This window comes from Bacillus sp. 204(2023) (assembly GCF_037027505.1).
Lineage (GTDB): Bacteria > Bacillota > Bacilli > Bacillales > Bacillaceae > Bacillus > Bacillus subtilis.
This window is the reverse complement of record NZ_JAXCHE010000002.1, coordinates 117,850-130,315: the sequence shown is the minus strand read 5'-3', so window position 1 is coordinate 130,315 and position 12,466 is coordinate 117,850. Positions and strand designations below refer to the sequence as shown.

General features: G+C 41.3%; 13 protein-coding genes and 1 riboswitch. Of the genes, 4 read left to right on the top strand and 9 right to left on the bottom strand.

The window, feature by feature from the left end; genetic code table 11:
• Positions 1-34 precede the first annotated feature (34 nt).
• The 3 genes from WA279_RS05130 to WA279_RS05120 form a co-directional block, all read right to left on the bottom strand.
• Positions 35-262 carry a LysM peptidoglycan-binding domain-containing protein gene (locus WA279_RS05130; RefSeq protein ID WP_007409588.1) on the bottom strand — a complete coding sequence of 76 codons (228 nt, stop codon included), beginning with the start codon at positions 260-262 and terminating at the stop codon, positions 35-37.
• A 15-nt stretch (positions 263-277) separates the two neighbouring features.
• Complete coding sequence (gene ykvP / locus WA279_RS05125; RefSeq protein WP_336154554.1) at positions 278-1,477, bottom strand: spore protein YkvP; 1,200 nt, start codon at positions 1,475-1,477, stop codon at positions 278-280.
• A 480-nt stretch (positions 1,478-1,957) separates the two neighbouring features.
• Positions 1,958-2,704, bottom strand: coding sequence for an SDR family NAD(P)-dependent oxidoreductase (locus WA279_RS05120; protein WP_336154553.1), 747 nt, complete (start codon positions 2,702-2,704; stop codon positions 1,958-1,960).
• A 168-nt stretch (positions 2,705-2,872) separates the two neighbouring features.
• On the opposite strand from WA279_RS05120, the gene WA279_RS05115 reads away from it, so the two are divergent.
• The gene (locus WA279_RS05115; RefSeq protein ID WP_014417586.1) at positions 2,873-3,229 is read left to right on the top strand and encodes a winged helix-turn-helix transcriptional regulator; all 357 of its coding nucleotides are present in this window, start codon (positions 2,873-2,875) and stop codon (positions 3,227-3,229) included.
• A gap of 479 nt (positions 3,230-3,708) precedes the next feature.
• On the opposite strand, the gene queF is transcribed toward WA279_RS05115, so the two are convergent.
• From queF to WA279_RS05090, 5 genes are all read right to left on the bottom strand, one after another.
• Positions 3,709-4,206, bottom strand: a complete 498-nt coding sequence (gene queF / locus WA279_RS05110) for a preQ(1) synthase (RefSeq protein WP_003218613.1) — start codon at positions 4,204-4,206, stop codon at positions 3,709-3,711.
• A 17-nt stretch (positions 4,207-4,223) separates the two neighbouring features.
• Entirely contained in the window at positions 4,224-4,955 is a 732-nt protein-coding gene (gene queE / locus WA279_RS05105; protein WP_192858387.1) for a 7-carboxy-7-deazaguanine synthase QueE, read from the bottom strand.
• Positions 4,948-5,397, bottom strand: a complete 450-nt coding sequence (queD, locus tag WA279_RS05100; protein ID WP_003232462.1) for a 6-carboxytetrahydropterin synthase QueD — start codon at positions 5,395-5,397, stop codon at positions 4,948-4,950. Before queD ends, queE begins: the two co-directional genes overlap by 8 nt.
• The gene (gene queC / locus WA279_RS05095; RefSeq protein ID WP_014476630.1) at positions 5,390-6,049 is read right to left on the bottom strand and encodes a 7-cyano-7-deazaguanine synthase QueC; all 660 of its coding nucleotides are present in this window, start codon (positions 6,047-6,049) and stop codon (positions 5,390-5,392) included. The genes queD and queC overlap by 8 nt, the downstream gene beginning before the upstream one ends.
• A 129-nt stretch (positions 6,050-6,178) precedes the next feature.
• A riboswitch (PreQ1 riboswitch) is annotated at positions 6,179-6,223 on the bottom strand.
• A gap of 138 nt (positions 6,224-6,361) precedes the next feature.
• On the bottom strand, positions 6,362-7,405 hold the full coding sequence (locus WA279_RS05090) for a YkvI family membrane protein (RefSeq protein ID WP_336154550.1): 1,044 nt from the start codon (positions 7,403-7,405) through the stop codon (positions 6,362-6,364).
• Between the two features lie 365 nt (positions 7,406-7,770).
• On the opposite strand from WA279_RS05090, the gene clpE reads away from it, so the two are divergent.
• The 3 genes from clpE to motB all read left to right on the top strand — a co-directional run bounded on the left by clpE (position 7,771) and on the right by motB (position 11,823).
• Positions 7,771-9,870, top strand: a complete 2,100-nt coding sequence (gene clpE, locus WA279_RS05085; RefSeq protein ID WP_336154549.1) for an ATP-dependent protease ATP-binding subunit ClpE — start codon at positions 7,771-7,773, stop codon at positions 9,868-9,870.
• Positions 9,871-10,253: 383 nt separating this feature from the next.
• Positions 10,254-11,066: a flagellar motor stator protein MotA gene (gene motA, locus WA279_RS05080; RefSeq protein WP_003244739.1), complete on the top strand. Its 813-nt coding sequence runs from the start codon at positions 10,254-10,256 to the stop codon at positions 11,064-11,066.
• Positions 11,038-11,823 carry a flagellar motor protein MotB gene (gene motB / locus WA279_RS05075; protein ID WP_251187042.1) on the top strand — a complete coding sequence of 262 codons (786 nt, stop codon included), beginning with the start codon at positions 11,038-11,040 and terminating at the stop codon, positions 11,821-11,823. The genes motA and motB overlap by 29 nt, the downstream gene beginning before the upstream one ends.
• 39 nt (positions 11,824-11,862) lie before the next feature.
• Here motB and mhqR read toward each other — a convergent pair whose 3' ends face one another.
• Positions 11,863-12,300: a MarR family transcriptional regulator MhqR gene (gene mhqR, locus WA279_RS05070; protein ID WP_003232475.1), complete on the bottom strand. Its 438-nt coding sequence runs from the start codon at positions 12,298-12,300 to the stop codon at positions 11,863-11,865.
• Positions 12,301-12,466 lie beyond the last annotated feature (166 nt).

Genomic DNA, 12,466 nt, shown 5'->3' with positions numbered 1-12,466 from the left:
GTTTCAATTTGTTTCGTTTCCGAAACCTCAAAGATTATCTTTCTCTTATCTTTATAATTTGTCCAGGATAAATTCTATCTGAAGAAAGCTTATTAAGATTTATAAGTTGTTGTACCGGGATATTGAAGGATTTAGAAATCGTCCATAATGTATCGCCGGATTCCACATGATATACTTCGTATGTCACGGGAAATTCCATATAACGAGGCGTTCTTTTTACTTTATTCGCTTGATTTCTTATTTTAGGTATTTTCCCCTTCATTCATATTACTCTCCTTTAGAAAAATTTGTTATCAATATTTCTAAACCGTTTCTCTCTAATCTTAATGATTTGTCCAGCATATATTTGATCTGATTTGAAATGATTAAGCTCCATGAGCTGCTGCAGGGAAACATTATACTTCCTGGCAATTATTGATAATGTTTCACCGGGAGTAACATGATGGATCACGTATTTTTCTTTGAGAACATCTACATAATGAATGGATTCCCCTAAGTTTCTTATAATTCCTCTGCTTTTTAGCACCTCAAGCATTCTCTCGGCTCTATGCCGATAGGAATCATTCTTTACAGCCTTTTTACCGTTTATCTGAATCTTTTTTCTCTCGCTATCATGATTCAAATAGTATTTAACCTTTTCCGATGTTTCTTTTGGGGAGGAAGAAACGATGAGATCACGGCCAGGTTTGAATTTACCTCGAACTGCTGGTGTATCCGATGTCAATAAAAACCCCCCGGAACCAAGAATCTCATAGGTGCGTTGCGTAAGTTGGCTTTCACAGTTTTGCAAACCGATAATGATTTTTGCTGAACTGTAAACTTTATATGCTTCAGTGTAATCAAGGTATCCATGGATCCAATTGCGGGGAATTTCTCTCCCTATATATTTACTCATTTTTTCCCAGTTTCTCCCCCAAAAATCAATGCGAATACCCTTCCGTATAAGAGGACGAATCAGCGTTTTTAAAGAGGACGAACGGAACACTTCCGGATGTTCTTCAAGAAAATTAGGGTAAGCATTAGCCACCACCGCTATATCACAACTGTATTTTGCTAATGGTTTAATCTGGTGATGTATACTTTCGTGAAATGCAAAGTCTAAGTGAGCTGCTTTAATCCCCATGCTTTCATAAGTTTTACACAGAGAAGGCGTAACCGTGAAAACAAAATCTGGTTTCATCTTTTTAATTAACGGGATAGTAAAGTTTTGAGTGTGCAGCGGGTCTTCAGTAGCCCAATAAACGAGAGGGATATTCACCTTTTTAGTAGCGTTGCGAATCCAGGCCTGCTTTTCCCTTGAATGCTCTGGTGTCCATCCCATAGATACTATTAGATCTGGTTTAAATTCGTCTATCATTTCAGTGATATTTTCCCGACTTACAGGACCGGAAATCATTACGGTATGTCCTGCTTCCCTAAACCCATTCGGTAAACCATAGAGCCACATGGGATGACTCTCAAGGAAAAGAATTTTCACACATTTCCATCCTCTCTTTCACTTTTTAATGTCTACTTTATTGGTATGTATATTTAATATAACTTGTCGCGGTACTAGTCTATAAAAAAACGTTCAGGTGTGAGATCACGTGATAGCTTGTGTGGGATGCCCCATAAAAAAAGAAAGCAACCTACAACATATTTTCCTATGTGGTTATTCAGGACATAATGATTCCTTTAAATATTTTCAAAAGTATTAGAATACAAGGACAGGGATATTGTTTTTTATTAAAAGTCAAGAGCCCCTGTTACTTTAAGTACATTTATTCACAAAGTAATCTTTTTTACAGGTCATTTAGTGGTAGCCCCAGGAAAATGCGAATTTCCAACGTTAATCAAATTCAAACATAAAAAAGTCGAATTCCCTATCCTTTAAGGAAAACGACTTTTTTATACGACTTCTTCAAGTAAATCCCCATTAACCTTTTTTAGGGACTATTTGTAATCTCTTGCAGTGAAATTATACCTGTGCTAGCCCGCCATCTACGAACAATTCAACACCCGTCAAGTAACTGCTTTCGTCTGAGGCAAGGAAAGATACAGCGTTTGCTACTTCCTCAGGTGTCCCAACTTTTCCAGCTGGAACAGTATTTCTGCTATTTTCCATTGCTCCTTCAAGTGCATCACCAAAAAGCTCATCGTATGCAGGTGTAAGAATAACTCCTGGACTAACCACATTTACACGGATTTCAGTACCTTTTAGGTCAAGAATCCAGTTGCGAACTAGTGCTCTTAATGCTGCTTTAGATGCTCCATATACACTAAACGCCGGGTTGCCAATTGATCCAGCAGTAGAGCCCGTTACAATAATAGAACCTACTTTGTCCGGGAATAATGATAACGCTTTTTGAACAGTAAATATGGTTCCTTTAACGTTAATGTCGAATGTTCTATCAACCTGCTCTTCAGTAATTTCACCTAATGGAAGGAAGTTGCCGATGCCTGCATTAGCAAAAAGAATGTCCAACTTACCTTTTTCCTGCTTTATAATGTCATATAGTTTGTCTAAGTCTTCAAGCTTAGAAATATCACCTTGAACACCGGTTACGTTCTTGCCAATTTGGTTAACAGCTTTATCAAGTTCGTTTTGTCTACGTCCCGTGATATAAACATATGCACCTTCGTTTACAAATTTTTGTGCTGTAGCAAGACCAATCCCACTTGTTCCACCCGTTACAAGCGCTATTTTACCTTCAAATTTACCCATACTTAATACTCCTTTAGAATTAATATTATTTTATGTCTAGTACCTTTAAGTACTTGAAGAACAACTTACAAGATATAGTATCCTTCAGTAAGCACATTATCGGAAGTACCCACTTTTTTGTGATATAGTAACTAAAAAGTAATAAATGTGGAATGGAGAGCTTTAGACATGAAAAAATTTAGCTGTGGGTTTGAAGTGACAAAGGAGGTTATTGGCGGAAAATGGAAAGGCCTTGTATTATACTTTTTAATGAATGGACCAAAGAGAACGAGTGAATTAAAGCGCATTATCCCAAATATAACTCAGAAAATGCTGATTCAAACACTTAGAGAGCTTGAAGCCAGTGGACTTGTGAGCAGAAAGATGTATAATCAAGTACCGCCGAAGGTTGAATATTCATCCACTGAACTTGGAGAATCTCTTAAACCTATCTTGCAGGAGCTCTGTCAATGGGGAGGCCATTATGCGGAGCAAGAGTATGCAGAAGGTGAATATGAAATTGTACAACCAGAACAACTAAGTTAGGATTGATGTAGCTGCTGAAGTAAATGCTAAACAACTTCAATACCATCACCTAACAGATGAAGAACAGTCAGAAATAAATGAGATATTCAATTTTGAAAGTGAAGTTCTAATTAGAAGTGTCATGGACTATATTCAGGAGAACTTTGATGAAATTCAAAAAAGAGCTGTTTCAAATGTTAAAGAGAAGGTTCAGAAACTTAGCCAAAAAATAATGAAGATATTGATAATAATATTTAATGCCTATGATCTCTAGATAGGCATTTTTTCTCTCGGATAAAAAAGAAAAGACGTACAAATTGTACGCCTTAATCTGCTTCTGTACTATCAATTTTTCACTGCATAAAAGTCACAGTTCAGGTTGCACCTCAGGTCACACTCCGGTCACTTCGGGTCACATTTCCGCTGAAAATTAACGCTGAATGTTCGGATTTTACTGTGACTCCACTTCCTTTTAAACTCCGTATCACACAACGGAATAATTAACGATTATCAATTGTCTCCGGATACAAATCATGGTTCATCATACGGTATTCGGCCATTTTCTCATACTTCGTGCCAGGCTTTCCGTAGTTTGTGTACGGGTCAATGGAAATTCCGCCTCTTGGCGTGAATTTGCCCCATACTTCAATGTAGCGCGGGTCCATTAATTCGATCAAGTCATTCATGATGATGTTCATGCAGTCCTCGTGGAAGTCACCATGGTTTCTGAAGCTGAATAGATACAGCTTTAATGATTTGCTTTCAACCATTTTTTCATCAGGAATGTAGCTGATGTAGATTGTCGCAAAGTCAGGCTGCCCTGTTTTAGGACATAAAGATGTGAATTCCGGACAATTGAATTTTACAAAGTAGTCACGGTTTACATGTTTATTAGGGAAGGATTCCAGCACGTCCGGTGCATATTCGAACAAATAATTTGTACCTTGGTTGCCTAAGAGTGTTACACCTTCTAATTCTGATTCTTTTCTTGTCGTCATGTTCATCTTCCTTTCTATTATACTCCGCGTTTGTTGCCCCATAACAGGGTGTGCAGCTGCGGGAGCACTCTGACGAGATTCAGCTCCGCATCGACAGCTACCTTATCAACAAGCGCTTCATATTTTCCAAGCAAATGTGCAATCAGTGACTGATCATCTGTCGTATGCACGTCATCATTGCCGACTTGTAAATAAAACGGGATTCCCGGATACCGCTTGTGCACCGTTTTGGCAAATTCCAGATCTTCATCATTAAAGATGACAACCTTCAAGCTGACAGCATGCTGTCTATCATTCTCTTGAAGTGAAGTTAAAATGTGGTCAAGCTTTTGAAAGTTCGTTACCATTTTTGAGCTTGGCGGTTTTGGGGAAATTGTCAGGTCATCAATCAGCGTAAACCAATCCTGATAAACGGTCCCTTGAGTTTCAAGCGCTGCACGGATGTTATTTTCCTTCAGCAGTTCAATAAAAGCATCCAGCTGTTTTAACAGGGCCGGGTTGCCGCCTGAGATCGTCACATGAGAAAATGCGTCTCCCCCAATGTTCTTAAGCTCCGCAAAAATCTCCTCCGCCGTCATCCAGCGAATATCTTTTTTAGCAGACCCGTCCCAAGTGAAGGCGGAGTCACACCAGCTGCAGGAATAATCGCAGCCGGCTGTCCGGACGAACATCGTTTTCTGTCCGATCACCATGCCTTCTCCTTGAATCGTCGGGCCGAAAATTTCTAATACAGGAATTCCTTTAGCCATTCAAACCACCCTTTTTCGGACGGTAGACACAGTAGCTTGTCGGTGTTTCACGGACAAACACCTGTACACAGGTCGGCTTATTCTCCAAAGTGTCTAAATAAGCCTGTACGTTGTCATAAATCGTTTTCGCCACGACTTCAGTTGTCGGCAGCGAATACCGATCGTCCTGAGAAAAATCTTCATGATCATTTAATAGCGTGTGATCATAGTTTCCGTGCACCAGTTTTTTGAGTACGCTGAAATTGACAAGAAAGCCTGAATCGTCAAGTTCGTCGCCGGCAACGGTTATATTTACGGTATACGTATGCCCGTGAACCCTGCTGCACGCTCCCGCACTTTCCCTAGGGATAAAATGAGCGGCTGAGATATGCATGTCCTTATTCAGTTCAAACGAATAAGGATGCTGGGCCTGCGGATAAATTTGAGATAACAATTTATGCACGCTCTCCTTTCATCACCATATATTCTTCATAACCTTTTGAACGAAGATGACATGCCGGACATTCGCCGCAGCCGTCGGCGATGATGCCGTTATAGCATGTCAGCGTGTTGTTTTTCACAAACTCCAGCGCGCCAAGCTCATCTGCAAGCTTCCACGTTTCCGCCTTATTGAGCCACATGAGAGGCGTATGAATCACAAACGGCTTCTCCATCGCCAGATTTACCGTTACATTGCAAGATTTCACGAATTCGTCACGACAATCAGGGTAACCGCTGAAGTCTGTCTCACAAACTCCTGTAATAATGTGGCGCGCGCCAATTTGGTAAGCCAGGATAGACGCAAAGGATAAGAAAACCAAATTGCGGCCTGGAACGAATGTGGATGGCAGTTCGCCGTCTTTTACTTCTATCTCAATATCATTTCTAGTCAGTGCATTCGGTGCAAGCTGATTTAAAAGTGACATATCAAGCAAATGATTTTTCACACCAAGCTTTTCCGCAATGGATTTTGCCACTTCAATTTCCTGCGAATGTCGCTGATTATAATGAAAAGTCACCGTTTCGACTTCTTCGAATTCTTTTAAGGCCCACAGTAAGCATGTTGTGCTGTCTTGGCCGCCGCTAAATACGACAATTGCTTTTTCTTTTTTCATGATTCCTCTCCTTCTCCGCAATAAAAACGCCGCCGAGAGACATCGCTACAGCTAATTCACGCAAAAAAACACCTTTTTTCGGAAGGTGCTCTAGAAAAACATAAAAAAGGCCGTATCCAAGGATACAGCTCGTCCTTAGTTTTTTATAGAGGGTGTAGCTAGAACCTCTCCCGCATATCGCACGGATTTTCTTCATTTTTTTCACTTCTGCTATCTTACCATAATGATGTTTTTCTTGACAATAAAAAAGTCAGTCCCCGGTTCCTAGATCAATTATCGCTCTATAGTGACGGTTCGTTTCATTATATATATTTATAAACTGCGCCGCCGAGGAGCTTTTTTGCAAAGCAAAGCGCCTATGAAGGCCAGGCTCACATAGCCAAACAAGGGATAAATCGTTGAAATAAGCCTGCCGTACCCTATTTGGCTCGTAATATAAGCCGTGATCATAATGGCCGCAAAGATATATTTGCTTTTCACTGGAAGAAAGCTTTGCACTTGTTTTTCTAATCCATATAGATTACCGATAACTGATGTGAACACTTCTCCGAAAATAATGAGTAAATAAATCAAATGGACAGATCGTGCAAAGAGATAAACCACTTGTGCCATCGGTATATCATATAAAAATACATCCGGAAGAGTTGACAAAGACAGAAAACTCGCGGACAGCACAATCGTCAGCATCGTGCCTCCGATTAAAGCGCCTTTTTTGATCACTTTCTCCGATGACATTTCATTCGCCAGCGGAACCAAAACCGCTTGGGCAAGCGATAAATTCAAAGCCCCGTAAGAAACAGCTGATAACAGCCAATCCCAGCGATGCGGCCAGACCCACTGAGCTGCGTTTCGTGATTCGCTGAATATAAAAGAGTCGGCCACCACAATCATTGAAAAGATGATTAAAAGAGGAACAACAAACACATTGACACCGAAAATGCCTTTTACTCCTCTAGTCATCACAATTAAGCTCAGACCGATTGTAATGAGCATCCCAATCTGAGCGGACATCCCCAGCTGTTCCTCAAAAAGCGCCCCTGCCCCTGAAAGCATAACAGATGTAACTCCAAGGAGAACAAACAGCATAAATACATTGATAATCCGCCCAGCCGCCGCCCCGAACAAAAATATGTTCATTTCTTGATATGACTTGGCATTGATTCGCTTTGAAATGATCATCAGCTTGGCCCCCAGTAACGTAAACATTCCGCCGCTGACGAGAATGCCGAATAAACCGAACCAGCCGAACTTCAGAAAAAACTCAACAATTTCCCTCCCAGTCGCAAATCCAGCTCCGACTACTGTGCCGACATACACAAAAGCAAGCTGACTTGCAGACCCTTTTGATTGTTCCATTTCTTCCCTCCGAACGAACCGCAGTTTTGTCCATATATGCCTTTTTATAACCTATGAGACAAGTTCCTTGAAAAGACGAAGAAAACATGTTTTACTTTGTAACAAATCAAAAATTTTTTGTGCATAAGACTTGAAAGTCAAAGATAGTCAGAGTATACTATTAATCAAAGTTGGTCAAACAAACCGGCCTTTTTTAAAAATCAATTGGTCAAAGATAGTCAAATATTCAGTCTGCTTTGAGCATATTGGTTTGAATGCCGTTAAGTTTGCCGTATACTAATAGTCAAAGAAGGTCAAATCCAATAGACCTTTTTATTCACTTTCATTGGTCAAAGAAGATCAGATTATTAAGGAGGTTTTGGCAAATGCGTTGTCAATATTGTCATCAAAACGAGGCGACGATTCGCCTTAACATGCAATTAAATTCCGTTCATAAACAGATGGTTCTTTGTGAAACTTGCTATAACGAACTGACCCGTAAACCTTCAATGAGTATGGGTCCTCAATCTTTCGGATTTCCGTTTGAACAGGCATTCCAGCCGAAAGAACACAGCGCAGCAAAACAAAGCGGAAAAAAAGGGTTGCTTGATGAGCTGGCTCAAAATATTACAAACGGTGCTAAAGCCGGTCTCATTGACCCCGTCATCGGCCGTGATGATGAAGTGGCGCGAGTGATCGAAATTCTAAACCGCCGCAACAAAAACAATCCGGTTCTTATTGGTGAGCCGGGTGTAGGGAAAACTGCCATCGCTGAAGGGCTCGCTTTAAAAATTGCTGAAGGTGATGTTCCAAACAAACTGAAAAACAAAGAGCTATATTTGCTTGATGTTGCATCCCTTGTTGCAAACACAGGGATCAGAGGCCAATTTGAGGAGAGAATGAAACAGCTGATCACTGAGCTGAAGGAACGAAAAAATGTCATTCTGTTCATTGATGAAATTCACCTTCTCGTCGGCGCAGGCTCTGCAGAAGGATCAATGGACGCCGGCAACATTCTCAAACCGGCCCTAGCCAGAGGCGAACTGCAAGTCATTGGCGCGACAACACTGAAAGAATATCGTCAAATCGAAAAAGATGCCGCGCTGGAAAGACGTTTTCAGCCTGTCATGGTGCAGGAGCCTTCAATTGAACAGGCTATCCTCATTCTGCAAGGGATTAAAGACAAATACGAGGCATACCATGGCGTAACATTCAGTGATGAAGCAATCAAAGCGTGTGTCACTTTATCATCCCGCTACATTCAGGACAGACACCTGCCGGATAAAGCAATTGATTTATTAGATGAAGCAGGTTCAAAAGCCAACCTGTTAATTGATGAACTGAATGATGAGGATGCCGCTGAACGCTTAACTGCAATTGAAGCCGAAAAAACAAAAGCCTTGGAAGAAGAAAATTACGAACTGGCGGCAAAACTCCGTGATGAAGAACTCGCATTGGAGAAAAAACTGAACAGCTCCTCCGCTCATACCGCTGTCACTGTGGAAGCTGAGCACATTCAGGAAATTGTTGAACAAAAAACAGGCATCCCTGTCGGCAAACTGCAGGCAGACGAACAAACGAAAATGAAAGAACTCGAAGCAAAACTTCATGAACGCGTGATTGGACAAGAAGCCGCTGTTCAAAAAGTGGCAAAGGCGGTAAGACGAAGCCGCGCCGGTTTAAAATCCAAAAACAGACCAGTCGGCTCCTTCCTCTTCGTCGGTCCTACCGGCGTAGGGAAAACAGAGCTTTCTAAAACACTGGCAGATGAATTATTCGGCACAAAAGACGCTATTATCCGACTCGATATGAGCGAATACATGGAGAAACACGCCGCATCTAAAATTATCGGTTCACCGCCTGGATATGTCGGCCATGAGGAAGCTGGACAATTAACTGAGAAAGTGCGCCGCAATCCTTACAGCATTGTGTTGCTGGATGAGATTGAAAAAGCACACCCAGACGTTCAGCATATGTTCCTGCAAATTATGGAAGATGGCCGTCTGACAGACAGCCAAGGCAGAACTGTAAGCTTCAAAGACACAGTGATCATCATGACAAGTAATGCGGGTGCTGGTGAGAAACAAACGAAAGTCGGTTTCCAATCAGATGACAGTGTCATCGAAGAACAAACATTGATTGATTCACTGAGCATGTTCTTTAAACCTGAGTTCCTCAACCGTTTTGACAGCATTATTGAGTTCCGCTCATTGGAAAAAGAACATCTTGTCAAAATCGTCAGCCTTCTTCTTGGAGAACTTGAAGAAACATTGGCTGAACGGGGCATTAGCTTGAATGTGACAGATGAAGCGAAAGAAAAAATCGCTGAGCTGGGCTACCACCCTTCATTCGGTGCACGTCCGCTTAGAAGAACCATCCAAGAATGGGTTGAGGATGAAATGACCGATCTGCTGCTTGATAATGGCGAGATCACAAGTTTTCACGTGATTTTAGAAGATGATAAAATCAAAGTGCGAGCAAAATAACAATCAGCGGTTTCCTTTTAGGAAGCCGCTTTTTTTTATACTTTCATACTCTTGACTTAGAAATTACCGTCCCTTCTCCTGAAGCGCTACTTCCCTTCATCCTTTACACTTTTTTTAAGGAGGGATGGAACATGTTTATATACAGTGAATATGTATTTCTACTATTATATGAATACCATCTGAAGGACAGCTTGCAAGCAAGCTGCTAATTTCAGTAGACCCCCGGGCTTTTCAATTTTGGAGAGCCCGTTTTTGTTTATTTCTCCCTTCTATGCCTCTTCCTTGAATATTTCATGAACAAATTCACAATGTCCCTAAAGTTCCGGGCACCAAAACCGATATTAACCATAGACAAGCTAGTAAAAAAGGATTTGGTGAAAACTATGGATAAAACTTCGTTAATCGGTATTATTCTTGCTTTTGTGGCATTGAGCGTCGGGATGGTTCTGAAAGGCGTCAGTTTCAGCGCCCTTGCAAACCCCGCTGCCATTTTAATTATTATCGCCGGGACAATCTCAGCAGTCGTTATTGCGTTCCCAACAAAAGAAATTAAAAAAGTGCCTACGCTGTTTCGAGTGTTATTTAAGGAAAATAAACAGCTCACAATAGAGGAACTCATTCCTATGTTCTCTGAATGGGCCCAGCTTGCACGCCGTGAAGGTCTGCTTGCTTTAGAAGCAAGCATTGAGGATGTAGATGATGCTTTCTTGAAAAACGGGCTCAGCATGGCTGTTGACGGGCAAAGCGCGGAATTTATCAGAGATATCATGACAGAGGAAGTCGAAGCAATGGAGGACAGGCACCAAGCCGGAGCCGCTATCTTTACACAAGCGGGAACGTACGCGCCAACACTTGGAGTACTCGGCGCTGTAATCGGGCTAATTGCCGCCCTCTCTCATATGGATAACACAGATGAGCTGGGGCACGCCATCAGTGCTGCCTTTGTTGCCACACTTCTCGGTATCTTCACAGGGTATGTGTTATGGCATCCCTTCGCAAATAAATTAAAGCGAAAATCAAAACAAGAAGTAAAACTGCGTGAAGTCATGATTGAAGGTGTGTTATCCGTTTTAGAAGGACAGGCACCGAAAGTCATCGAACAAAAGCTTTTAATGTATCTTCCTGCGAAGGACCGCTTGAAATTTGCAGAACAAGGAGAGGCGCAAAATGGCGAGAAAAAAGAAGAAGAAGCATGAGGACGAGCACGTTGATGAATCATGGCTCGTGCCTTACGCCGACATCCTTACTCTTCTCCTAGCATTGTTTATTGTGCTGTACGCGAGCAGCTCAATTGACGCAGCTAAGTTTCAAATGCTCTCAAAATCATTTAATGAAGTTTTTACAGGCGGCACCGGTGTACTGGACTACTCCAGTGTCACTCCTCCTGAAAACGAGTCAGACGGCATCGATGAAGTGAAAAAGGAAAAAGAAGAGAAAGAGAAAAACAAGAAAGAAAAAGAAAAAGCAGCTGATCAAGAAGAACTTGAAAATGTGAAGAGCCAGGTGGAAAAGTTCATCAAAGATAAAAAGCTGGAACATCAGCTGGAGACGAAGATGACTAGTGAAGGCCTTCTGATTACGATTAAAGACAGCATCTTCTTTGATTCTGGAAAAGCGACCATCCGTAAGGAAGATGTGCCGCTTGCAAAAGAGATTTCAAATCTTCTTGTGATTAACCCGCCAAGAAATATCATTATCAGCGGACATACTGATAATATGCCAATTAAAAATTCTGAATTCCAATCAAACTGGCATTTAAGTGTCATGAGAGCGGTAAACTTTATGGGACTCCTGATTGAAAATCCCAAGCTCGATACAAAAGTGTTCAGCGCCAAGGGTTATGGCGAGTATAAACCGGTGGCTTCCAACAAAACTGCGGAAGGCCGAAGCAAAAACCGGCGGGTTGAAGTTCTCATTTTGCCAAGAGGCGCAGCGGAAACAAATGAAAAATAGCAAAAAAGGAAGCCTTGTGACATATCAGGCTTCCTTTTTTTACTTATTATGAAACTGTTTTGCGTTTAATCCTACTCTTTTTAACATTTCGGTGCACATCTCTACCTCTTCTTCGCTTAATACGCTGATCATTTCATCAATTTCAGCAGCGTGATCAGGGAAAATATCGTTCAAAAGACCGATGCCTTTTTCAGTAATTTGCGCAAATGTCACTCGTCTGTCTGTAGGAGACGCTTTCCGAATGAGAAGTTCTTTTTGCTCCAGCTTATCTACAACGTATGTGATGCTCCCGCTAGCCAAGAGAATTTTATCTCCTATCTGCTGCAGCGGCTGATCGCCTTTATGGTACAAAAGCTCTAGCACAGCAAATTCAGTCGGATTCAGCCCATGCTTATGAATATGCTTATTCATATGATCGTTAATAGACCGATACGCGCGCGACAGCACGATAAATAACTTCAGTGATTTTTCTGTCATGTCTCAATCATCCTTTTAGAAACCGTTACAGAGAAACATTAATAAACAAAGACCAAAATGTCAATAAAAATCTTTCCAATATTTCTCTTCTTTTTTAAAATGTAAGCTTGCCAACACCTTTTTCTAATTTTTTTGGTTATTTTTTCTTATTAAAGAAGAAGAAACA